The following is a 23226-nucleotide window of genomic DNA, read 5'->3' on the forward strand; positions in this document are numbered from 1 at the left end:
AAACTTTCCAAATTTAAATTAAAACTTTACTTAAAACATCACTTAAAACTTTACTTACAACTTAAGTTAGCGATTAACTAGCACTAACTCAATTTATTTACTGCCGGTATTACTCGCTGAGTGACTAATTCATGCAGGAAGCTGAGTTTATCATATTGTGCGCTAACATCTTGTATGTAGCCCAAAGTAAGTGGTATATCCGCTAAATATCCTGATTTATTATCTCTGTGATGTAAGCGTGCAAAAATGCCACTGGCTTTTATATGGCGTTGCAGGCCCGTTAAATCAAACCAATATTGCCACTTTTCTTTCGTTAAGTTCTCTTCAGGGAAAGAGTTTTCGACCTGCTGGCGATAGACTTCCATTAACGGCGTTATTAACTCGTTAGGCCAACGAACATAACAATCCCTTAATAGTGAAACCAAATCATAAATAATCGGACCTTGAACTGCATCTTGGAAATCAATAATGCCAAGTTCACTGTTGTCTAACAGCATAATATTACGACTGTGATAATCGCGATGCATAAAAGTTTTAGGTTGCTCAACAATGGCAGAAATCAATATTTCAAAACACTCGTTTAAAGCGGATTGTTCGTCGTCAGTTAAATAAATACCTAAATATTTTTCTAATAACCATTCGTTAAAAATAGCCAACTCAGTTTTGATAAACTTTTCATCATATTGTGGTAACTCTGCGACTAATGCAGTTTTACATTTTAGCATTTTGTTCAGTTCAACTATCGCTTGTGCGTAATATTGCGCCATATTTTCGTTTGTAAGGCGATCTGATAGTACCGTTTGGCCAAAGTCGCTAAGACAAAGAAAACCTTGGTTAAGATCAACCGCAAGAATATTAGGCACATTAACGCCAACGCCCTGCAATATTTCCTGCACATCGACAAACGCTTGATTATTTGAAAACTTAACCGGTGCATCGACCGCGATATAACTCTGATTTTGATAGTCAAAGCGAAAGTAACGTCGAAAGCCAGCATCGCCCGTTAGCGGTATTAAGGTAATATTTTCTAGCGAAAAATGACTTTTTAACCAGTGTAATAATGCCGTAGTTCTTAAATTACTCAATAGGAGATATCTCTAAAAAATGATAGTGCCAATATAACTAATTCGCAGGCTAATGAAAATTGCTATATTATTATTGCCTTTAGCGTTAAAATGCCGAACTGAAACTAGGCTTTGTATTTTTCAAGTTAATTACCCGGATCATAAATGCGTTTTCCCTTAAACAAAATTTCCTTTCTCTGCCTGATATCGTTTACATTTGGTAGTAAGGCGCAAAATACTGAAATAAATACAAATATAGCGAGCCAATGCCCGATTCCATTTTACGCTAATATTGCTAACGAGACGGGTAAAGAGGCGGATGAAAGCTTTACCATTATATCTTCAACCTCAAGTATTAAAAAAGGGCAATTTGCCAAATTTACGGGTGGTGTTACCTTACTTAATCAAGATAAATCGATTGTTGCAGATGAATTATCGGTTAATAGAGGTACATCGTCGGTCGATGCGAGTGGCGATATTCACTTTCAGAATAAAGGCATAGATATTTTTGCTGAATCGCTCAATATAAATCAACAGAAAAAATCTACGTCACTTACGTCAACGTCCTATCAATTAAATGGCTCTGCCGGCCACGGTCATGCAAAAGAAATTAATATTGATGGTAATGGCAAAACCTTAAGTTTTATCGATTCAAGTTTTACCACTTGCTATGATCCTGTGCCTGATTGGCAAATGCGAGCAAGTGAAATTACCATTTCATCAGATAAAAAGTCGCTTGAAGCTTATAATGCCCGCTTTAGTCTTTTTGATGTGCCAATTTTATACATCCCCTACTTAACGATGCCGATCAGTGATGATCGACAGTCAGGTTTTTTATATCCAAAAATCAGTACTTCAAATAGTGCAGGTTTAGAGGTTGAAACGCCTTATTATGTCAATATTTCAGAAAGTATGGATGCTACTATAACGCCCCGCTATATGTCTGAGCGAGGAACGCAATTAATTACTGAATTTAGATATTTACAAGGCTTACAATCAGGACAGGTTGACATTGAATATCTTAATAAAGATAAAAAGCTTAATAATAATGATGATTCACGCTATTTAGCTCGATTTCAGCATATTGGCACATTTTCAGAGCGCTTTAGAGCACACGTCGATTACACCACCATCAGTGATGATAACTATCTGGTAGATTTGGGCAGTAGCCAATTCAATTCTAACGACGCATACCTTTATCAAGTAGGTGAGCTTGCCTACTTTGCCGATAATTGGCAAACAACCTTAAAAATGCAAGATTTTGAACTTTTAGGTAATCATCAGCAAAGTTACAAAACCTTACCGCAAATAGAAGCAAGCCGTCAGCAGACGTTTGATAACTTCGATGGCCTTTTTGATGTTTATGCTGAGTTTTCAAGTTTTGATACTTCAGACAAAACCAAACCAACGGCACAAAGATACCATGTAGAAGCGGGATTGTTATATCCAATCGTTACGCCTGCGTGGTTTCTAAATTCAGAATTAAAAGTGCTACAAACTAATTACAGTCAACAAAATATTAGTAACAATAGCCTGTTAGAAAAAAATATCAGCAGAACTTTACCTAAAATACGTTTTCATGGCGGGGTAAATTTCGATCGCGATATTGCTTTATTTAATAGCGATTATAACCAAACACTAGAGCCACAATTACAATATCTTTATATTCCTGAAAAAGAACAAAATAACATTGGTATTTACGATACAACAAACTTGCAAGATGACTACAACGGCTTATTCCGCGACCGTCGTTTCAGCGGTATTGACCGTATAGCACAAGCCAACCAAATATCTTGGGGGGTTACAAGTCGATTATTAACCGAAGAAAATAATGAAGTACTACGCTTTAGTTTAGGTCGTATCGTTTATTTAAAGGAAAGCAAATTTGACGATACAGACCCAGATGCTTTAGTCGATAAATCAGCGCTTGCGGCCGATATTTTTGTCAACTTAAGTCGTAATTGGCAGTTCAGTTCTGACATTCAATACAATACTGATTTGGGCGTTACTAATAAAAGCCAAACCACATTAGATTATTTATTTTCCAATAATCAAACAATTCAATTGAACCATCGATATGCGCGTGATGTCTCAGGAGAGTCATTAGAACAAATGTCACTTGCAACTAATGTTAAAATTGCCCAACGATGGCAACTTGTGGGTCGATTTACACAAGACCTACAAGGAAAACGCAGCATTGAAAGCTATGCGGGCCTTGAATATAGTAGCTGTTGTTGGGGTATTCGCTTTACTTACCATCGCAATATTAACTCTAAAATTGACGACGCTGGTAACATAGACGAAAATCGTGATGCATTTGATAGCAGTTTTAATATTCAATTTGTATATAATGGCATAAATAGCAATAAATCTTCCAACAGTGTTGGAGATATGTTTAATTCAAGTATATTCGGCTATAAACGCCCTTACTTCCTCAATAACTAATTAAAAGAAATTTACGTTACATGAAAAATTCATTGAAATTATTACTTGTTAGCTCGGTGTTTATTTTAAGCTCACTTGAGCAGAGTCTGGCAGCTGAAGTTGAACTAGACCGAGTAGCAGCAGTGGTCAATAGTGGTGTGGTATTAGAATCTGAAGTTAAAGATCTTATTACTACTATTACCTTACAAGCAAAGAAGAATAACCAAACCTTACCATCGGATCGCGCTTTGCGTATCCAAGTAATGGATAAGTTAATTAACGACGCGATAATATCGCAATTGGGTGAGCGCATGGGCGTTCAAATCAGCGATGCCCAACTCGACGAAACCTTAGCGAATATGGCTAAAGAAAATAAGCAGTCGCTTGAATCGTTTCGCCAAGCGCTTGTTTCAGACGGCCTAGATTATGAAAAATATCGTGAAAATGTACGTAATGAGTTAATTTCTGGTGAAGTTCGACGCGCTAGCTTACGTCGTCGCATTTATATCTCGCCACAAGAAATCACTAACTTATTATCAGTCATGAAAGAACAAACTAACGCTGATGTAGAGTATCGTTTAGGGCATATTTTAATCGAATTCCCTAATAATCCAAAACAAGCAGACATCAGTGCTGCGAAAGTTCGTGCTGAGAAAGTACTTGAATTATTAAATAATGGTAGCGACTTTACTAATATTGCCATGACATCTTCAGGTGGTGGTAATGCCCTTGAAGGTGGTGATTTAGGTTGGAAAACAATTAATGAAATGCCAACGCTATTTTCTGAATTAGTTGATGGTCAGGACAAAGGCAGCGTTTTTGGTCCAATCCGTACGGGTTTAGGTTTCAGTATCGTGAAGTTAGTCGATATTCGCGGCCGTCAAACCATGGAAGTTGAAGAAGTACAAGCCAGTCACATATTGATTAAACCTTCAATTATTCTCAGTGAAGCGAAGGCTGAAGCCTTATTACAAGGTTTTGTTGATAAATTAAATGCTGGCGAAGCTGATTTTGCTGAACTTGCCAAAAAACATTCCGAAGGACCTACATCTGTTCGCGGTGGCGACTTAGGTTGGTCAGAGCCAAGCAAATATGATCCAGCATTTGCCGAAGCATTAGCCAGTTTAGATATCGACGAAGTACATAAACCTTTTCGTTCATCTTTTGGTTGGCACATTGCTAAATTAACTGGCCGTAGAACATTAGATGCCACTGAGCAAATGAATGAGAACCGCGTTTACCAACTACTTTACAACCGTAAATTTGGTATGGAAGGTGCACGTTGGATCAAAGAATTACGCGATGAAGCGTACATAGAAATTCTAGAAACAGGTAAAAAATAGTGTTAAAAAGAATTGCAATAACACCAGGAGAGCCAGCAGGAATAGGCCCAGATCTGATGATAAAAGTCGCACAGCAAGATTGGCCAATACAAATTGTTGCTGTTGCATCTCCTGAGTTATTGACGGCAAGGGCGAAGTTATTAAACTTACCTCTCAATATTAAGCTCTATAACGCCAATGACGAATTAACGGCACATAAAGCAGGAACACTTATTGTGTTGCCTGTGCCATTAGAAGACGTTTGCGAAGCAGGCGTAGCTAACCCTAACAATGGTCGCTATGTTGTTGAAACATTACGTATAGCGAGTGAAAAAAACATTTCGGGTGAGTTTGACGCCGTTGTTACAGGGCCGGTTCATAAGGGCTTAATTAATAAAGCGGGTATCGCATTTAGCGGCCATACCGAATATTTTGCTCACCAAGCGAATTGCTCTGACGTGGTCATGATGTTAGCAACAGAAGGTTTAAGAGTGGCGCTAGTCACCACGCATATTCCTTTAGCTTACGTCTCTAAAGCGATTACACACGAAAGATTGCAAAAAGTAGCCCGTATATTACACCAAGATTTAATCAATAAATTTGGCATTCCTGATCCGAAAATTTATGTTTGTGGTATCAACCCGCATGCGGGTGAAGATGGCCACCTTGGCCGTGAAGAAATTGATGTAATGATCCCTGCTTTGGACGAATTGCGCTCAGAAGGCATGAACCTTATTGGGCCATTACCTGCTGACACTATTTTCCAAGCTAAATATTTAGATGACGCCGATGCTATTTTAACCATGTTCCATGACCAAGGTTTACCGGTACTTAAATATAAAGGTTTTGGCTCTTCAGTAAATATTACTTTAGGACTGCCATTCATCAGAACATCTGTTGATCACGGTACAGCCTTTGATTTAGCTGGCACAGATAAAGCAGATGCTGGCAGCTTCTATGAAGCCATAAACACGGCGATAACTTTGGCTAATAACCATGAAAAAGATGCATTAGAGCAAAAAACACTATGAGTAAAAACTCCCATTTAGGTCATCAAGCCAAAAAACGCTTTGGACAAAACTTTTTACACAATGAAGCCATAATTAGCGATATCGTTGACGCGATTAACCCAGAGCCAGGTGAAAACTTAGTTGAAATTGGCCCAGGTTTAGGCGCACTTACCGAGCCTGTTATTGATCGTGCAGGCCAACTCAGTGTGATTGAATTAGATAGAGATTTAGCGCATAGATTACGTCATCATCCATTTTTGGCACCTAAGTTAACGATCTATGAAGAAGATGCTTTGAAGTTTGATTTTGCTCAATTAGCCAGTGACGAGAAACCGTTACGAATTTTTGGTAATTTACCTTACAACATTTCAACGCCGCTTATTTTTCACTTACTGACTTTCAAAGATAAAGTAAAAGATATGCACTTCATGCTACAAAAAGAAGTTGTACAACGCATGGCGTCGGGTGAAAACTGTAAAGCTTATGGCCGTTTATCGATCATGACACAATACCAATGCCAAGTTATTCCAGTGATGGAAATAGGACCTGAGGCCTTTAAACCAGCTCCAAAAGTAGACTCTGCTATTGTCAGATTAGTACCGCATAAAACTATTAAAAATCCAGTGAAAGATATTAACTCACTGAATAAAGTGTGTTTAGCGGCATTTAATCAACGCAGAAAAACTATTCGTAACAGCTTTAAAAAGCTTATTTCTGTCGAACAGTTAACGGAGTTAGGTATAGACCCTGGTCTGCGTCCTGAAAATTTAGCCTTAGCCGATTTTGTTATGTTAGCTAACTTTGTTACTGACAACCCGGTAGCACTAGACGATGAGTAATGACAAAGTAGCTTCGGTCGCCGATATTCAAGTTTCTGTAGTGACAGACTACATTGCTCAGCAATCGATAGAAGCAGAGCAACAGTTTGTTTTTAGTTACACCATTACTGTTACAAATAACAGTGCAGAAACAGTGCAACTTCTTAGTCGCTATTGGTTAATTACCGACGCTAATGGTGACTCAAGCACTGTCACTGGTGAAGGTGTTATAGGCCAGCAACCTTTTATTAAAACTGATCAGAGTTTTACTTATAGCAGTGGCTGCGTATTGAAATCTCCATTAGGTAATATGCAAGGACACTATCAAATGCGCACAAATTCAGCTGAATTAATTCAAGTTGAGATCCCCGTATTTCGGTTAGCAAAGCCCAACATTCTAAATTAGAGAACGCTAATGGCAGTTTATTTCGTCGGTGACATTCAAGGCTGCTACAGCGAACTAGATGCTTTATTAACAAAAGTTGGTTTTTCAAACAACTGCGACCAGCTTTATGTTGCGGGTGATTTAGTTGCCCGCGGCCCCAACTCTCTCGAAACCTTGCGCCTTATTAAATCACTCGGTAATAGTGCTAAAGTGGTTCTGGGCAATCATGACTTACATTTACTTGCTGTTTATCAGGGTATTAAAAAAGTAAAAAAGCAAGATCATCTATCGGCATTATTGTCAGCCCCTGATGTTGCAGATCTAATGCATTGGCTTATTCAGCAACCCCTTATTCAGAAATTGCCTAACGAAGAAGTTTACATGAGCCACGCAGGACTTTCGCCGCAGTGGACACCACAACAAGCTTTTGAACAAGCAAAAATAGCACATCAACATTTAACATCTTCAGCGAGTAACACCTGGTTAAGCACCATGTATGGCGAGCAGCCAACAAGCTGGACAGACGCCAACGATGAGCTAGGGCGTTTTAGATACACCATTAATTCGCTAACCCGAATGCGATATTGCTTTGCTGATGGCAGTTTAGACTTTAGCTGTAAAGAGAGCCCTAGTAAGGCACCAAAAGCATTATCCCCTTGGTTTGAATTTCAGCATATTCCCGAGAATACTCAATGGGTATTTGGCCACTGGGCTGCTTTAATGGGTCACTGCCCAGCTAAAGATATTTACGCACTTGATACTGGCTGCGTTTGGGGGCAGCACCTGACGATGCTTAGATGGCATGATAAAAAGTTATTTATCGAGCAATCACATAAAAACTAAGATAAAGCTTAGCATTTGTTTAAAATATAGCTTAGCTTGCTATACTAGCCTCAAGCTTTTCTACATTCCTTTGTAGTCTAATAATAATAATTAATGTTCACGTGTATCTTTATAAGTTTATTAATTCTCGTGTGATCAAAAAAATAATTTAATTTATATATTGGTGGGTTCTATGAAATTAACCGTAGCAATGAAAATAATTGGTGGTTTTACCATTATTTCTCTTTTACTCTTTTTAACCAGCGTAATATCATGGAATAGCCTAAATACTATTGGTGATGCGACTAAACAGCAAAATGAACTTGCCATACCAACACTAAAAGAAAGCAATGAATTAGCTAACAATCTAACAAGTATTGGCAACTTAACCCTGCGAGCATACTACCAAACTTCACTAGCTCCACTTGCCAAAAACTATAGCGCTTTCGATACTGACAAAAATAATTTTAGAGCACACCTAAAAAAATTAAAAGATATTGTCCAAAACGAAGCAAGTCTGCTCGAAAATTTGCGCAAAGTAGACCCTATTTACAATCGCTTGGAAAACGAAATAGACAAGGTACTTAGTAATCGAAAACTTGCTATAGAACAACATATTTCTTTATCTGAAAAAATAGATATTATTGAAGAAAAAGCCGACGATACAGCGACTATTTTACTCGATCTAGGCGACCACGAACTCGCATCAACAAAATTACAACGTGCCGTAAGTTTAGCTGAGCGTTTAGAAACGCTACTCAATAGCATTGTTAGTTCATCTTTTGAATATCGTGAAGTTAAAGATCAACAGTCGGCATCTTTAGTCGCTAGTGAAATTGAAAGTTCATTTAATGATATTAAAAAATCAGTTGATGATGTCGTTAATGAATTAAACTTAAAAGGCATAGCTGGTATTCCAGATGACTTAACAGACAGCTTTGCATCATTACAAGATTACATTTCCGGCAATGAAAATATTTTCAACAATAAAAATAACCAACTGAACGCCATTAAAGCGGCAACCGTAAGTTTAAAATTAGCCGAAAACGGCATTGATAGCGCGAATGCTATATTAGCTGCACAAGTAAATTTAGCCAATGAAACGACAATGGCAACAGGTATTTTAGTTGAAAAGTCTGTTTCTGAAGGTACACGCAATACGTTTGTTATCACCTTAATTTCAATTGCCCTTGCTATCATTATCGCGTTTATAACATTAACCAGTATTACGCGCCCTTTAAAGCGTGTGAACGAAATGCTCAATGTCGTAGCATCAGGCGATTTGTCGCGTAAGTTGGATGAAAGTGGTAATGATGAATTCGCTGAACTATCACACAACTGTAATTTGTTAATTGATAGCCTACGTAACTTAATTCAAAGCATAGTCAGTCGCTCAACCCAGCTAGCAACGGCCGCAGAGCAAACTTCGGCGGTAACAGCCCAAAGCACGACAGCAATTGAAGAACAACGCATGCAAGTTGAACAAGCGGCCTCTGCCACCACAGAAATGAGCAGTACGGCTCAGAGTGTACTATCAAGTGCAAATGATGCTTTAGGTGAAATCAAACAGGCTGATGACGAAGCGGAACGCGTTAAAGTTATTTCTGGCCGTAACCGTCAAACGATTGAATTATTAGCGAATGAAGTAGAGTCTGCTTCACAAGTTATCAATAAATTACAAGAAGATAGCGCGTCAATTGGTGGGATTCTTGACGTAATTAGAAGCATCGCAGACCAAACTAACCTTCTAGCACTAAATGCCGCTATAGAAGCTGCAAGAGCCGGTGAACACGGCCGTGGATTTGCTGTTGTTGCGGATGAAGTAAGAACCTTAGCGAGCCGAACGCAAGTGTCTACTCAAGAAATTCAAAACATGATTGAAGTGCTACAAGGCGGTGCAGAAAAAGCCGTTTCTGTTATGGCTCAAGGTAAAGAACAAGCAACGAATTGTGTTGAGCAAAGTATTCAGGCAGAACAAGCTCTCGATTCAATTACAGATGCAGTGCATGAAGCCTTTGATCGTAGTTCGCAAATAGCAACCGCGGCAGAAGAACAAAGCGTTGTTGCCCATGAGATAAGCGAAAATTTAGAGTCAATAGTCGCCATTGCTGAGCAAACAACAGCAGGATCTAAACAAACGGCAGAATCTAGCAGTGAAGTCGCCCGCTTAGCGGAAGAGCTACAACAATCAGTACAAGAATTTAAACTTTAAATCTCGTTATCATAAAGCTTAAATAGCAAAAGAGCGCATCAGCGCTCTTTTTTATATCTCAAAAATGTTAAATCAATAGATTTAGACTTTTTTGATATCATCACCACTTAATCAATAGATTTCTCATAAACCGAAAAATCTAATTGATATTGATTTTTTTCATCGCTAGGACGAATATCACTAGCGACTTTTTTCCACATCGATAGGTCATAATCAGGGAAATAAGTATCGCCATCAATATCAGCGTCGATATGGGTAATATAAAGGCGTTGTGCCGCCGCTAAACAATGTTGATAAATGGCACCGCCACCAATAACCATCACTTCTTCGCTATCAACAACCAAAGCCAACGCCGCTTCAACAGAATTTACCACCTCAACGCCTTCGACTTGATAGCTCTCGTCTCGTGAAATTACAATGTTTTTTCGCCCAGGCAATGGTCGTCCGATAGATTGAAATGTTTTTCGCCCCATAATAATAGGCTTACCTAAGGTGGTTTTTTTAAAGTAGGATAAATCTGCTGGCAAGTGCCACGGCATATCATTGTTTTTTCCGATCACACGGTTATTAGCGTGCGCGACTATCATTGAGAGTATGGTCATGTGGATTATTTGATTCTTAGTACGGCTAAATTTTAAAATATTATACGTTATTACCGACAACAAAAAAGCGACATTTTATCGTTTCGAATGTGCCTATTTCAGTTAACGGAAATGCTAATAAAAAACTAACTGGAGACACTCAACTGCTACACTTTAAGCTTTTACTGCTCCGGTACTTATGCACCTTTGTAAAAAGCATTGGGCATAAAATTAACATTCACAATTTACCCTAGCTAATTTTGCCCAGGCAATTTTCTCTGAGTCATTTTTCTCTAAGTAATTTTTATCTTAGTAGTAATGGAGAATGAATTAACAACGTAAGTTAGCTGATAGCTTCAGAAATGCTTTCATTAATATCAATTAATGTACCATCATTTAGTAGGTATACCTTTTCAACCATATTAATGGTTTCTTGGCGGTGAGCAATCATGATCCTAGTTATAGGTAAATGCTGGATTTGTTCACTAATTTTAGTTTCATTATCTTTATCTAGGTGACTTGTCGCTTCATCCATAAATAGCACACATGGTGTTTGATAAAGCGCTCGAGCCAGCAATAAGCGTTGAATTTGGCCACCAGATAAATTAGAGCCCATATCGCCGACAAGCGAGTTATATCCCATTGTCATTTTATTAATATCGTCATGAATAGCAGCTAGATGAGCGCATTGCTCTATTTTTAAATAATTAGGTTGAGGATCAAAAAAACTAATATTATCTGCGATAGAACCGGCCAATAAGGTATCGTCTTGCATAACCGCAGCAATATACTTACGATAATTTTTCAAACCAAGATGGTTTATATCTTTACCATCAAGGTATATTTTGCCTGCAGTGGGCTGTAATAACCCCAACATAATTTTCATTAAGGTAGTTTTACCCGCTCCTGATGGACCCGTTATAGCAATTGACTCACCGGCTTCAAGCGTCAAGTTAATATTATCTAAAATAGGTCTTTGGTCTTCACTGTAACTAAAAGAAATATTTTCTAAGGTTATTTGACCTTTGGGTTCATCAGTAAAAGTAGCTTCTCCTTCACGGTTTGCTTCTTGCTCTGTTAACGCAATATCGGCAATACGGTCAAGATGTAAACGCATCATTTTAAATTGAATAATTTGCTCTATCAGGTTAGCAAATCGACTGGTTAATTGTCCTTTATAGGCAATAAATGCCAGTACCATCCCTATCGATAAACTATTAGCCATAACCATCATGGCAGCGAAATAGATCACCAATACATTCTCTAAGCCAAACAGTAACTTGTTAAATGAGTCAAAACTGATGTTTAATCGGCCTAAACGGATTTCACTATTAATGACTTCAGCATAACGGTTTTGCCAAATACCTTGACGTTGTGATTCATTGCCAAAGAGCTTAATGGTTTGCATACCACGAATATTTTCTAAGAAATTAGATTGCTCTTTGGCTGAATTTTGGATCATCTCTTCAGTCGCTTGATGTAGTGGACGATATAAAGCTAATCGTACTATCGTGTATAAGGCAATAGCCACAAGTACCACGGCAGTTAACTTAAAAGAGTAAAGTGCCATCATAATTAAGACAGTAATTGCCATAACACCATCGACAAGCGTTTCAACAAAACCCGTGGTAATACGCTCGCGTATCTGTGCTAATGAGCCAAACCGAGAAACAATATCACCGATATGTCGTGACTCGAAATAGTTCATGGGCAAACGCAATAAATGCCTAAGTAGATTCACCCCCATTTGCATATTCAGCAAGCTTGATAAGCGTAAAATAAGCCAACTACGTACGGCATTAGTCACCACAGAAATAATAGCAATCAAGGCAAAGCCAAGCGCTAAAACTGTCAATAATGGTTTATCAAAACTTATGAGAACTTCGTCAACCACCCATTGCATATAATAGGGAGCCATTAAGGCAAAAAGTTGAAGAACTAGCGATAAACCTATCAACTTGAATAATCCAGCTTTCAAGCCAGACATTGAGCTCCACAACTGAGTGAACTTCATCCGCACTTGTTCTTGTTTTACTTCAAATTTACTGGTCGGTGTTAACTCTAAGCAGATGCCTGTAAAGTGTTTACTAAACTCTTCAGTTGTTAAGACTCGTTTGCCAAGCGCAGGGTCATTTATGAAAAATTTAGCTGACTTACCTTTTCCTGAAACCTGAGCTAAAACAACAAAATGATTTAAATCCCAGTGCAATATACAGGGAGTTGCTAGTTTATGAGTTTCGTCAATAGGACACTGCAAAGCACGACTAGCCATACCAAGGCTGTCACCTAATTCTATAACCTGCTGTAAGTTCATCCCTTTTAGATTAGCCGAAAAGCGTTTTCTCATTGCAGGCATGTCTAACTTATGGCCGTGATAACTTGCCACCATAGCCATAGAGGCTAGACCGCATTCTGCGATTTCAGATTGTAGAATTAATGGTGTTGACTTTGATAAAGAAAAACATAACAGTCGTTCAGATAAATTTTGCATACATGCCACTATTTAATAAAAAATTAAATCCATATAAAATAACAAGTTAAAAGATTAATTATACTTAGAATATCCATCATTCCATTTTAAATTAGTAACTTTTCACTAATATAAAATTTATAAGTAATGATTCAGAAAATTAATTTGTAGCCACAAAAGTAAAATAATATTTAAATATAAACATTCAAAACGTTCGTTTGTGCTTATTCATTTACCCTAAAGTAATGTAAAACTTAGTACATACATAACATCTCTAAGCATACAAGATTAGTAAATGATCACTATAAACTTTGAATTAACTAATTCATCTCCTTACTTTATTGTTTTAGCATATTTACTTTAGGTACTTTTTGTATGCTAAAGAAGTTCCGTACCATAGTGAAGAACCGTATATTATTGAAGCAACGAGCCAAATTAAACATGTTGTAACAATTTCTACTTGTCTCAACTCTTCTCCCGTAATAGTCATACTTAGAAAAATAATTGTGGAAAACACCCCCCATTTTACGATTCCTTCAAGCAAAACAAACTTTACTATACCTTCTTGTTTTCGACGCTCCCATATGGTTATACTATTTTTATCCCAATTTTTATACATAGAACAGTACTTAATAAAAAAATTAGCCATCACTTTTTACCTTATGAAATAGAACCATACAGCAGTTATATCTTTACTCCTGTATGACCCTCTTAATTAAATGAACTTAATTTTTGGATAACCCCCGCAGTGAACTGAAATAAGCCCCCCCGCCGCCGCCTAAAAATGCTCCGGTAAATCTATACCCAGCCCCCCATATTATTGCACCAGCCCCACCGAAAAACCCTGCAATCCCTCCCATAAACGCACCTGCGACTACATCACCAAGATCACCACCACTAGCATACGAACTTGCTCCACCAGCAACAGCACCAAAAACTAACCCACCTCCATTTACCTTTTCAATTTCATTTACGTTTAATTCACGCATAATGTTATACTCCATGTATCCGACATTAAGTTGTCGGTTGTTAAGGACTAACTCAATCATTTGAGTTAGTTGTTAATAGGCTGACTTTAGTTGCTCTCGCTAAAGTGTATCTAAAGTCGGCCACTCTATTTCCCAATCAGACAGTTAAGATATAAATAACAGCCTGACCAGAAAAATTCTTTTAATTGCTTACTGTTTACTAGCTTACTCTGCCTCTCAGACTATAAATAGGCTCAAGTAGCCATTCAATTAATGTACGCTGCTCAAGCATGATATCGGCCTCAAACAACATGCCGCTTTTCAAATCAAACGATTTTCCAAACGCTTGCACTTGTTGGTGATTTAACTTCGCGCGTAAACGATAAACAGGCTCTTGTAATGTAATAGGTAGCTGTATTTCATTTGGCGCAATTAATGTTTGATCAATTCTTACAATTTCACTGTTAATAAAACCAAAGCGTTGGTAAGGAAAAGCATCAAACCTTAAGCGTGTGCTGTTACCAACTTGAATAAAGCCCGCAGATCGTGTGGGTAATAAAAGCTCGGCAATTAACTCTGAGCCTTCAGGTAATATGTGTAATAAAGGTTTAGATTGCGCTTTTGATTGGGACAAGGTTTCCCCTTCAACTACTTGTATTCCGGTTACTAAGCCGTTATTACTTGCAGTAATAGTGTATCTATAATTACTTGCTACTTGAGCTAATTGGCGTTGAAGCTCTGCTTGCTGACGTTTTAAATTATTAATGCGTAAAGTATATTGTTGAGGAATATTATTAATATTAAATGCTACTTGATTTAATTGGTTTTGCTGCTGAAGCTGCAATCGAGCAGTGTTTTGTTTTTCTTGCTTAGCCTCAAGTAATGCCTGTTGCTGACGCTCGTTCTCTAAGTTTGATACATAGCCATTTTTATTTAACTGATTGAAATCTAATTGCTGATCCGTTAACAGATTTAGCTTTTCGTCGGCTAAAGTCATTTGACTTTCAAGTGCTACTTTTTCATTATTTAAACCCGATTTCTGTATATTTAAATTTAAAAGCTCTTGAGTTTTTAAGGCTTGATGTTGAGCTATTTCATCTGCTAATAAATTAGCTTGAGTGTTGAGTTGATCGGAGAGTTGTGTACTTAAATCAATGCCATTGCTATTTCTTTGCTGAACTACGATAGTCGCGAGTGACTGTCCTTTAGTAACTTTATCACCCTCTTTTACCCATAATTTTTCAATGGTTCCACCTTGACTAGCAAAGCTTTTAATAACTCCTTTACTAGGCATTAAAAAACCACGAACCGTTTCTTTACGAGAATATTCAGCCCTGAATAAGAAGGTAACAATGAATACTGCGGCTAACACTAAAGTTAGTACCGTAAGCTTTATAGATAATGGTTGAGCTAAAATAATAGCACCTGTTAAACGCTCACCTTGATGAGAGACAGCTTCCTTTCTAAATAACGACATACCAATTCCTTTGATAGTGATAGTAGAGCTTTAGAAAAATTAGTTCACGAAAGTAATTTCGTCAAGTTGCTGTATTAATTTAAAAGTGAGATAAATATTATCTAAGTGAAATAATGATAAATATCAGAATATTAATTGATTATTTAATTGAGTATTTAATTGAGATAAATTTTAACGTTAGCAGAAAACACATTGGATAGAACTTTTTTAAGCAACAGAAGCTGTATTGCATTTATTAAAGCCTTCGCTGGAGAGTTTTATCGGGTTCAAAGGGGTTGTATTAAGTAAACCAAATTCACTAATTATTTGACTATTACTAATGGCTAAAACAGCTAATTACTGCGTGTAAAGTAGCTTGTATAATCAGTGGCATTGATAGAATAACTGACTGATATAAATATAATTAACGCTAAACCCATCTGGAATAGCGTTTTATAAAAGCTCCCTGATTAGCTCTAAGAGAAGTTATTTAAACAAACCTATAAACAGGATTACCCTCTTAACAAGGGTCTCAGCATATCTTCTAAACCATTAAGCTTAACTTCATAGATTAACGCTAATTGTTCGCCGAGTTTTCCTTCAGGGAAGCCTTTGCCGTAAAACCACACTAAATAAGGTTCAGGTAACTGTAGCAATTTTCTGCCGCTATATTTTCCGAAGGGCATTATCTGATTTATTGCAGCAATTAATTCTGCATTATTGTCTATCGACATAAGTTACACATGCTCAATTGAGCCTCCAAATATTTTAATTACTGCTGATACGCTTGTTCTTTGACATAAAAATGTCACACCTAGTGCTTATAATCCAAGACATATTTATTTCAATCGGTATCAAGTTGATGCCTAAATTTTTTCAGGGAGTTGTTATGTCTATAGTTAGGAAACGAAATGCCGCCCCAAAAGCTTATATACCAGCTAACGCGCGCGATAATCAGTATATTTTGGCTGAATTCACGTTAACAGATCAACTGCTTTCGCAATTACCAACACATATTAATAGTGACGGTAATATAAATTATTATGCTTGTTACCAAGCGATAGCCGATTTACTGTTTACTTTAAGTAATAATAATACCATCACGAACAGCATATTAGTTGCTAACGACAAGTTAGTGCGTGTACGTTATAGCCAAGAAATGCATCAGTGGCAAACGAAACAACAAATAATTTTCTACTACGACCCGCAGCAGCATGTATTACAAAATTCATTTTTTGATGCCAATAACAGAGCAAAAAAAATTACCTTAGTTTTTTTAGCATCAGGTACTGATATTAGAGCGGGTGCGGCAGACTTTCATCAACGGGTAAAAACCCTGTTAGGTGAATTTTCTGAGCAAATAAAGCTGCCATTAAACGCTATACGCATGCGTGATCACCAGCATTTAACCTATGATATTTTTGCTAAAAATAAAGGTTGTAACGCAAGCCAGGCACATAAATTTAGGCCGATAGCACAAAGGTATGCGAGCCAAGATGTAAAATTAGCGGAAAATATTTCATCAATTACTTATGCTATTGTCGACTTAACACTTGATCATAGGATCTCTGGGTTAGTTGATATAGATTCTGCTTCAACAGATCCCTATAATCCACTTTATACCTATTTAACTGATACTTTTTCATTAGTGGCAAAGCGCTTTAACTTAAATAATGGTGCACTTATCGCCAATGGTTTGGTCCCACTTGTTAGACATAGTTTGCATGACTTAGTATCAAAGGTTGGCGAATTACAAATGCTCGGCTACAACCCAAAGCAAAGTCCATGTGGTATTGTCAGCAAATGGCAAGCAGATACATTAGTCGATAATGTGCAATTAATTTTTGTTGCTAACAGCCAAAATGGCGAAGAACAAAATTATGCTAAATTTGTTAATCAAATAGAGCAAGCCATGCGTTTATTTGCAACTGAACTTGAAATTCCAACAGAAAAAGATGAATTAACTTTACGCTTTCATCAACATGTTGCCTTTAATTTATCTTAACACCTGACGTATGCACCTAGGACTGAACAGTATGGCACTAGGTGCGCTTTCTCGCCTGCCAGCCTGCCTTTGCAATCAACAGCCTTTAATCTACAGCCTTTAATCTACAGCATCATCATTGTGTGAAGTACTACCATAACGCCTTGATTAATTTTGCCAAAATAAAGTCAGTGATGCCTAAAAGCAAGATACTTAATCTTTCAGCTTATCAATAGTGCATATGTTTGAAACCAAGGTTTTATGATTGGTAAGCAAAACTGAGTATTGAACATATTAAAGTACTGAGCTTCGACCTGATGCTTGGTAAAAAGTTACTAACTTGGGAACTAGGTATATCAATTTTTCGATGGGCTCTGGTTGAGTTCTGGTGTTAAAAATTGTATTAAGCAAATCCTGTTCAGCCTTATGTTTAATATTAACAAGTCACTGGTTTTCTTAAGATAACATGATAGAAATAACACCATATTGTAGAATTTATAATTTCATTAAGTATATGTAATTGTCCAGTTGTATTATGTCACCTTTCAACTGCTTTATATTGGTTGTAATATGCGGCAAAGTCTTCTGAATTTAATGGCACCGAAAAGTAGTAACCTTGCACTATATCGCCAAAATATTCATGACATTTTTTTAATTGCTGAGCATCTTCAACGCCTTCAACAACGACTTTAAGTTCCATTGATTTTCCTAAGTTTATCAACCCTTTCAGCAACCGACAGCTGGCTACGTTATGAGGAACATCAGACAAAAAAGAGCGATCAACCTTTAAAGTTTGTACATTCAGGTGCTTAAGGTAGCTTAAAGATGAATACCCTGTACCAAAATCATCAATAGCTAAATCTACACCTATGGCTTTTAATTGAGATATTACATTTACGGCTTTGGTAAAGTCTTGTACTAATTCGCTTTCGACAATTTCTAGCTCAATCAAATTTGGATCGATATTAACTTCTGCCAGCACTTTTTGTACATTATCTAAAAATGTATCACTCTTTAGGTGCCTAGCTGAAATATTAATAGCAATTTTGAAGTCTGTATTTTTTATTAGTGTTTTTTGCCAAGCGCTCCTTTGACTACAAGCTTTTGCCATAACGATTTGGTCTATTTCTTCAATTAAGCCGGTTTCTTCAGCAATATCTAAAAATTCCTGTGGGCCAAGTATGCCGCGTTCAGGATGCCGCCACCGAACTAATGCTTCTGCACCAACTATTGTATTACTGTCGGCTGATAACTGAGGCTGATAATAAACTACGAACTCGTCATATTTAATAGCGTTCCGTAACTCCGCCGCAATTGAAATTCGGCGTTCAGCTATATCTTGCAATGTTTCATTAAAGTAGTGAAAACGATTTCGACCATCCGATTTCGCTCTATACATAGCGAGATCGGCCTTTTTTAGCACATCATTTAATATATCTTTTTCATCCGTAAAGTCAGCGATACCAATACTACACTCAATATTGACGACTAAATTTTTCATTTCATAAGGACGTTTAAATGCGGTAAATATTCGTTCTGCGACTACATATGAATAGTCATCTTCCTGACACATGATAGCCAGTGCAAACTCATCGCCCCCTAAGCGGCATAGGTAGTCTTCCTCACGGCATACACTTTGTAGGCGCTTGGCAACTTCAATTAAAACTTCGTCGCCTCGGTCATGACCGTGGGTGTCGTTTATCCATTTAAAATTATCTAAATCAAGCAACATTAGACTTAAACCACTGCTTAATCGTTCTCTCATCGACTTTGTTGTTGTTAGTCTGGCTTCAAATGCATATCGGTTTAGCAGGCCAGTCAATTGGTCATGCTCAGCAAGGTTTTGCATGTCTAAACGGTTTTTGTCTAATTGCATTTCGTTAGCATGGCGAAGTTTCGAGTGCGTTATCGCCTTGCGTAAATGTGCTGGGTTAATATCTTTTTTTAATAAGAAGTCTTGCGCGCCAAGCTCTAAGCATTGCTGTGCCAAGGCCTCATTCTCTATACCTGATAAAAATATAATGGCGGTTTTGCCGATGCCACTTTTAGTGGCATGCTGTAAAACCTCCAACCCGGTTAAGTCAGGTAGATTGTAATCTAACAATACTAGATCATACTCTGTTGACTGCATACCACTTAAGGCTTCATAGCCCGTAACAGCTACTGTTATCTCCAGATCGAAATCTGATTGTTTTAACAGTCTTTTAGTGGCCATTCGATCAACGCGATCGTCATCAACTAGTAAAATCTTCAAATTAAACCTTACCTTTAATATCAGGAAATTCAATAATGTGCCAATAAGCAGTCAACAAATCGATCAGTTTTTGAAAAGAAGTACCTAATTCTGACTTAACCACATAGCCCGCGATATTTTTTGCGTATGCGGCTAACTTATCTTCGTCAGATTTAGACGTGGTTAAAACAAATATTATGATGCTGTTTAATTCTGCATCATGTCGTATCTCGTTTAAAAACTCAAATCCCCCCATTACGGGCATATTTAAATCTAACAATACGATGATAGATTTACCTGCCAATTTACCTCTTAATATCTCAAGGGCCTCAACACCATTTCTAACTCTTTCAACCGGGTTTTCAATGCGTGTATTTTTAAACGCTCGTTTAATACCAATGACGTCAAGGTCATCATCATCAACAATTAAGATAGTAACTTCGTTATAGTTTTCTGCCATACCCCCTAACCCCTTTGTGATACTTCAGCGGCCATTAGCATTTTTAAATGATGTTCTTTGGGCCAAGTAAATATTACCGTTAAGCCTTCGCCTTGCTCACTAGCAAAACTTAATGAACCTTCAAACTTATTAATAATTTTTTGTATTATAGCAAGCCCCATACCGCTTCCCTCAACTTCATCTTTTGCTTTTAACGTACTAAAAATTCGCGTTATCCGTTCAAAGTCACTGGCGTTTACACCTGGACCATCATCTTTCATACTAAATTCAAAATAGTTATCTTTCTCAATAATATCAAGCCAAATATTGCCCCCTTTTTTATTATTATGCTTAATTGAATTGTCTAATAAATTTCGAAATACTAACGCTAACGGGGCCTGAAATGACTTAAAATCTTCAATATTATCATCAATATGCAAAGTGACTTTTGATGTAGTATTTAACAGTTCAAGTAACTCAAAACATAAATTCTTAACATTAATTGATGTCAGTTCACCTGAAATATGACCCGCTCTTGAATAAGCGAGTAAGTCATCTAACAAATTTTCCATACGGGTTATTCTTGATTTCATGACATCAAAATGTTCACGGCAATCTTCAGGTAAAGTGAACCCCTCTGCGTGTAAATCTTCTTCAATCCAGCTCGCTAACTGTCTAATACCCCGCAAAGGTGATTTAAGATCATGTGATGATGCAAAGGCATAAGCTTCTAATTCGTCATTTAAGTCATTTAATCTTTTAGATTCAATGGCTAATATTCTGGCTTTTTCTTGCAACTTTTCTTCTGCTGCTTCACGTTTTTCAACTTCAACTTTAAGTTTTTCAACAGTCGGAATATTTTTTAAGGTAGGTACTAGCTTCCACAACATATAGGCCGTAGCCACTGAAACAATTGCGGCCATCGCTTTCATCCCACCACTTAACCAATAGGTGCCGTTCCAGACATTCCACACCGCTAATAAATGGGTAAAACCACACAATAATACAAAGGCGCCAAATAACGCCATAACGTTCGAAAAAATTAAATCTTTGCGCATACGCAAAATATAGACAAGCGTAATGGGTATACTTGTGTACGAAAGGAAAATCAACGCATCGGAAATAACATGTAGCCAAAGTAATTCTGGCCGCCACATATAGCACATGCCGTGTGGCATGAATTCATTTGAAAACAATGTTTTTAACATAAATTATAACTTTCCAATGACTTTGCTAGACTATAATTTATACTAAAATATAGTTTAAAAGCCAATAATTAAAACCAGAAAATAATTTGGTACTAAAATAACTGTAGTGCTAAATTAGCAGATTGGCGAGGAGAACAAGTTTACTTAAGTTCGTTCCCTTATTGGACGTTATAGCACAATAACCATGAACACTATCTGTATAACAACCTAGTGATTAATACACTATTTATAAAGCTCAAGCTTTGCCAAAAAAACAACTATTGTTAAGCGTTTATAGGCCAAACAGGCAGAGCATTCGGTTATTAGAATTGACTCTAAGATACAGCTCTTTTATTCTTAATTTATAAACTTCCTCATTTATGGGCAAACAAGTGAATTTATCACAATTTGATTCTGCAGCTCTGTTAGAAAACCTCCACACAGGTGTGGTTGTGCACAGTAACGATACCAAAATAAGTTATGCTAATCCCAAAGCATTAGAGTTATTAAGACTAAGTAGGAGTCAAGCATTAGGAAAAGATGCCCTTGACCCTAACTGGCGATTTGTTGATAAACACAGCCAAGTCATGAGTATTGACACTTTCCCAGTGAACAGCGTCATTAGGACCAAAGCGCCGATCACTAATTTGGAAGTGGGCATTTTAGACAGTTCATCTGAAAAAGTGACTTGGGTAATTTGTAATGTTTATCCAGAGTTTGACGACCAGCATCAAATTAAACAAATCGTGGTCAGCTTTTTAGATATTACTCGACAAAAAAAAATTATTCCCTTTGAAGATATTGTCGAACTGGCTAATGACATTATTGTGGTAACTGAAGCGGCTCCCTTTAAAGACCAAGGTCCGAAAATAGTTTATGTTAACCAAGCTTTTACTGATTTAACTGGCTATAAAAAAGAAGAGGTAATAGGTCAAACCCCTCGAATTTTACAAGGTCCAAACACCAGTAATGAAACAACCTATAAAATTCACAAAGCATTATCTCAACAACTCCCCGTAAAAGCACAAATATTAAATTACTCAAAGTCGGGACAAGAATATTGGTTAGATATGAATATTGTGCCAATGAAAAATGAGTTTAATGACGTGTTTTATTTTGCTGCAGTAGAGCGTGATGTAACTGAACAAATAGAGCGAGAAAAGCTAGTAAAAGAACTTAGCGTGCGTGATCCACTCACTTCGTTTCTCAACAGAAGAGGTTTTTTTGAGGCAGCAAAAGCGTCACTTTCCTACGCAAAAAGGAACATAAAGTCAGTCAGTTTAGCGATGATTGATATCGATTTATTTAAAGCTATCAATGATAATTATGGCCACCATACTGGCGACGAGGTGTTAAAGGAATTCGCGAAAATAATGTGCGAATGTTTTAGAGATAGCGACATTATTGGGCGATTAGGTGGTGAGGAGTTTTGTGTACTATTAACTGATTCAAACCTGCTAAGTGCAAAAGAAAAGCTAGATATGTTTCGGGATACTGTAGAGAAAAACACTATAAGCATTGAGGGCGAGTATCTAATAAAATTCACCATTAGTGTTGGCTTGACTGAAAGTGAAAAAAATTCAGAATATAACTTAGACGCTATGCTCAAGCAGGCAGACAAATACTTATATCAAGCAAAAGACACAGGACGAAATAAAGTGTGTTTGTAATAGTTTTACACAATACTTAAACTGTCCTCCTATGAGACAAACCTTAATCGTTATTAGCTCAGATACAGTTAAATAATTTAACAATGATCACAGCTCAATAATACCCCCTCAATCGACGAGATTTGACTGTTCTTATAAACCCTAAATACAATCTGCTTAGCTTAGGCTTAACTTATGCTTA

18 protein-coding genes are annotated in these 23226 nt (G+C 37.2%); 9 read left to right on the forward strand and 9 right to left on the reverse strand.

The window, feature by feature from the left end:
• Positions 1–83: 83 nt before the first annotated feature.
• Complete coding sequence (locus tag A3Q33_RS04735; protein ID WP_081178949.1) at positions 84–1085, reverse strand: aminoglycoside phosphotransferase family protein; 1002 nt, start codon at positions 1083–1085, stop codon at positions 84–86.
• 144 nt (positions 1086–1229) lie between these two features.
• On the opposite strand from A3Q33_RS04735, the gene lptD reads away from it, so the two are divergent.
• The 7 genes from lptD (at position 1230) to A3Q33_RS04770 (ending at position 10057) form a co-directional block, all read left to right on the forward strand.
• Entirely contained in the window at positions 1230–3509 is a 2280-nt protein-coding gene (gene lptD, locus A3Q33_RS04740) for an LPS assembly protein LptD (protein WP_081178950.1), read from the forward strand.
• Entirely contained in the window at positions 3509–4831 is a 1323-nt protein-coding gene (gene surA, locus A3Q33_RS04745; RefSeq protein ID WP_502687241.1) for a peptidylprolyl isomerase SurA, read from the forward strand. Before lptD ends, surA begins: the two co-directional genes overlap by 1 nt.
• Positions 4828–5841, forward strand: a complete 1014-nt coding sequence (gene pdxA, locus A3Q33_RS04750) for a 4-hydroxythreonine-4-phosphate dehydrogenase PdxA (protein ID WP_155866701.1) — start codon at positions 4828–4830, stop codon at positions 5839–5841. The genes surA and pdxA overlap by 4 nt, the downstream gene beginning before the upstream one ends.
• Positions 5838–6659 (forward strand): 16S rRNA (adenine(1518)-N(6)/adenine(1519)-N(6))-dimethyltransferase RsmA, encoded by an 822-nt coding sequence (gene rsmA / locus A3Q33_RS04755; protein WP_081178952.1) that lies wholly within the window; start codon positions 5838–5840, stop codon positions 6657–6659. Before pdxA ends, rsmA begins: the two co-directional genes overlap by 4 nt.
• The gene (apaG, locus tag A3Q33_RS04760; protein WP_081178953.1) at positions 6652–7044 is read left to right on the forward strand and encodes a Co2+/Mg2+ efflux facilitator ApaG/CorD; all 393 of its coding nucleotides are present in this window, start codon (positions 6652–6654) and stop codon (positions 7042–7044) included. Before rsmA ends, apaG begins: the two co-directional genes overlap by 8 nt.
• 9 nt (positions 7045–7053) lie before the next feature.
• A complete protein-coding gene (locus tag A3Q33_RS04765; RefSeq protein WP_081178954.1) occupies positions 7054–7866 on the forward strand; it encodes a symmetrical bis(5'-nucleosyl)-tetraphosphatase in 813 nt (270 codons plus the stop codon).
• Positions 7867–8038: 172 nt separating this feature from the next.
• Positions 8039–10057: a methyl-accepting chemotaxis protein gene (locus A3Q33_RS04770; RefSeq protein ID WP_081178955.1), complete on the forward strand. Its 2019-nt coding sequence runs from the start codon at positions 8039–8041 to the stop codon at positions 10055–10057.
• A 107-nt stretch (positions 10058–10164) separates the two neighbouring features.
• Here the strand turns inward: A3Q33_RS04770 and folA are convergent, their stop codons facing one another.
• The 5 genes from folA to A3Q33_RS04800 all read right to left on the reverse strand — a co-directional run bounded on the left by folA (position 10165) and on the right by A3Q33_RS04800 (position 16266).
• On the reverse strand, positions 10165–10659 hold the full coding sequence (gene folA, locus A3Q33_RS04775; RefSeq protein ID WP_081178956.1) for a type 3 dihydrofolate reductase: 495 nt from the start codon (positions 10657–10659) through the stop codon (positions 10165–10167).
• 322 nt (positions 10660–10981) lie between these two features.
• Complete coding sequence (locus A3Q33_RS04780) at positions 10982–13129, reverse strand: peptidase domain-containing ABC transporter (protein WP_081178957.1); 2148 nt, start codon at positions 13127–13129, stop codon at positions 10982–10984.
• Between the two features lie 704 nt (positions 13130–13833).
• Positions 13834–14097: a hypothetical protein gene (locus A3Q33_RS04790; RefSeq protein WP_081178959.1), complete on the reverse strand. Its 264-nt coding sequence runs from the start codon at positions 14095–14097 to the stop codon at positions 13834–13836.
• 199 nt (positions 14098–14296) lie between these two features.
• Positions 14297–15553 carry a beta-barrel domain-containing protein gene (locus A3Q33_RS04795; protein WP_081178960.1) on the reverse strand — a complete coding sequence of 419 codons (1257 nt, stop codon included), beginning with the start codon at positions 15551–15553 and terminating at the stop codon, positions 14297–14299.
• 491 nt (positions 15554–16044) lie between these two features.
• The gene (locus A3Q33_RS04800; protein ID WP_081148597.1) at positions 16045–16266 is read right to left on the reverse strand and encodes a DUF3820 family protein; all 222 of its coding nucleotides are present in this window, start codon (positions 16264–16266) and stop codon (positions 16045–16047) included.
• A 155-nt stretch (positions 16267–16421) separates the two neighbouring features.
• On the opposite strand from A3Q33_RS04800, the gene A3Q33_RS04805 reads away from it, so the two are divergent.
• The gene (locus A3Q33_RS04805) at positions 16422–17537 is read left to right on the forward strand and encodes a DUF3083 family protein (RefSeq protein ID WP_081178961.1); all 1116 of its coding nucleotides are present in this window, start codon (positions 16422–16424) and stop codon (positions 17535–17537) included.
• A 517-nt stretch (positions 17538–18054) separates the two neighbouring features.
• On the opposite strand, the gene A3Q33_RS04810 is transcribed toward A3Q33_RS04805, so the two are convergent.
• From A3Q33_RS04810 to A3Q33_RS04820, 3 genes are read right to left on the reverse strand one after another with little or no spacing between them, the layout of a single operon-like run.
• On the reverse strand, positions 18055–19770 hold the full coding sequence (locus A3Q33_RS04810) for a two-component system response regulator (protein WP_081178962.1): 1716 nt from the start codon (positions 19768–19770) through the stop codon (positions 18055–18057).
• A gap of 1 nt (position 19771) precedes the next feature.
• Positions 19772–20209, reverse strand: a complete 438-nt coding sequence (locus A3Q33_RS04815; RefSeq protein WP_081178963.1) for a response regulator — start codon at positions 20207–20209, stop codon at positions 19772–19774.
• 5 nt (positions 20210–20214) lie between these two features.
• Entirely contained in the window at positions 20215–21396 is a 1182-nt protein-coding gene (locus A3Q33_RS04820) for a sensor histidine kinase (RefSeq protein ID WP_081178964.1), read from the reverse strand.
• A 371-nt stretch (positions 21397–21767) separates the two neighbouring features.
• On the opposite strand from A3Q33_RS04820, the gene A3Q33_RS04825 reads away from it, so the two are divergent.
• Entirely contained in the window at positions 21768–23045 is a 1278-nt protein-coding gene (locus A3Q33_RS04825) for a sensor domain-containing diguanylate cyclase (protein WP_196798050.1), read from the forward strand.
• Positions 23046–23226: the final 181 nt, after the last annotated feature.

The sequence above is a fragment of the Colwellia sp. PAMC 21821 genome, assembly GCF_002077175.1.
Classification (GTDB): Bacteria; Pseudomonadota; Gammaproteobacteria; order Enterobacterales; family Alteromonadaceae; genus Cognaticolwellia.

What these genes read in the sequence shown, in the direction of transcription:
- folA (WP_081178956.1), bottom strand. Translation starts at nt 10,659, where the DNA reads ATGACCATACTCTCAATGATAGTCGCGCACGCTAATAACCGTGTGATC.
- A3Q33_RS04765 (WP_081178954.1), top strand. Translation starts at nt 7,054, where the DNA reads ATGGCAGTTTATTTCGTCGGTGACATTCAAGGCTGCTACAGCGAACTA.
- A3Q33_RS04800 (WP_081148597.1), bottom strand. Translation starts at nt 16,266, where the DNA reads ATGTCGATAGACAATAATGCAGAATTAATTGCTGCAATAAATCAGATA.
- A3Q33_RS04790 (WP_081178959.1), bottom strand. Translation starts at nt 14,097, where the DNA reads ATGCGTGAATTAAACGTAAATGAAATTGAAAAGGTAAATGGAGGTGGG.
- apaG (WP_081178953.1), top strand. Translation starts at nt 6,652, where the DNA reads ATGAGTAATGACAAAGTAGCTTCGGTCGCCGATATTCAAGTTTCTGTA.
- A3Q33_RS04770 (WP_081178955.1), top strand. Translation starts at nt 8,039, where the DNA reads ATGAAATTAACCGTAGCAATGAAAATAATTGGTGGTTTTACCATTATT.
- A3Q33_RS04795 (WP_081178960.1), bottom strand. Translation starts at nt 15,553, where the DNA reads ATGTCGTTATTTAGAAAGGAAGCTGTCTCTCATCAAGGTGAGCGTTTA.
- A3Q33_RS04780 (WP_081178957.1), bottom strand. Translation starts at nt 13,129, where the DNA reads ATGCAAAATTTATCTGAACGACTGTTATGTTTTTCTTTATCAAAGTCA.
- lptD (WP_081178950.1), top strand. Translation starts at nt 1,230, where the DNA reads ATGCGTTTTCCCTTAAACAAAATTTCCTTTCTCTGCCTGATATCGTTT.
- rsmA (WP_081178952.1), top strand. Translation starts at nt 5,838, where the DNA reads ATGAGTAAAAACTCCCATTTAGGTCATCAAGCCAAAAAACGCTTTGGA.
- A3Q33_RS04805 (WP_081178961.1), top strand. Translation starts at nt 16,422, where the DNA reads ATGTCTATAGTTAGGAAACGAAATGCCGCCCCAAAAGCTTATATACCA.
- A3Q33_RS04815 (WP_081178963.1), bottom strand. Translation starts at nt 20,209, where the DNA reads ATGGCAGAAAACTATAACGAAGTTACTATCTTAATTGTTGATGATGAT.
- A3Q33_RS04820 (WP_081178964.1), bottom strand. Translation starts at nt 21,396, where the DNA reads ATGTTAAAAACATTGTTTTCAAATGAATTCATGCCACACGGCATGTGC.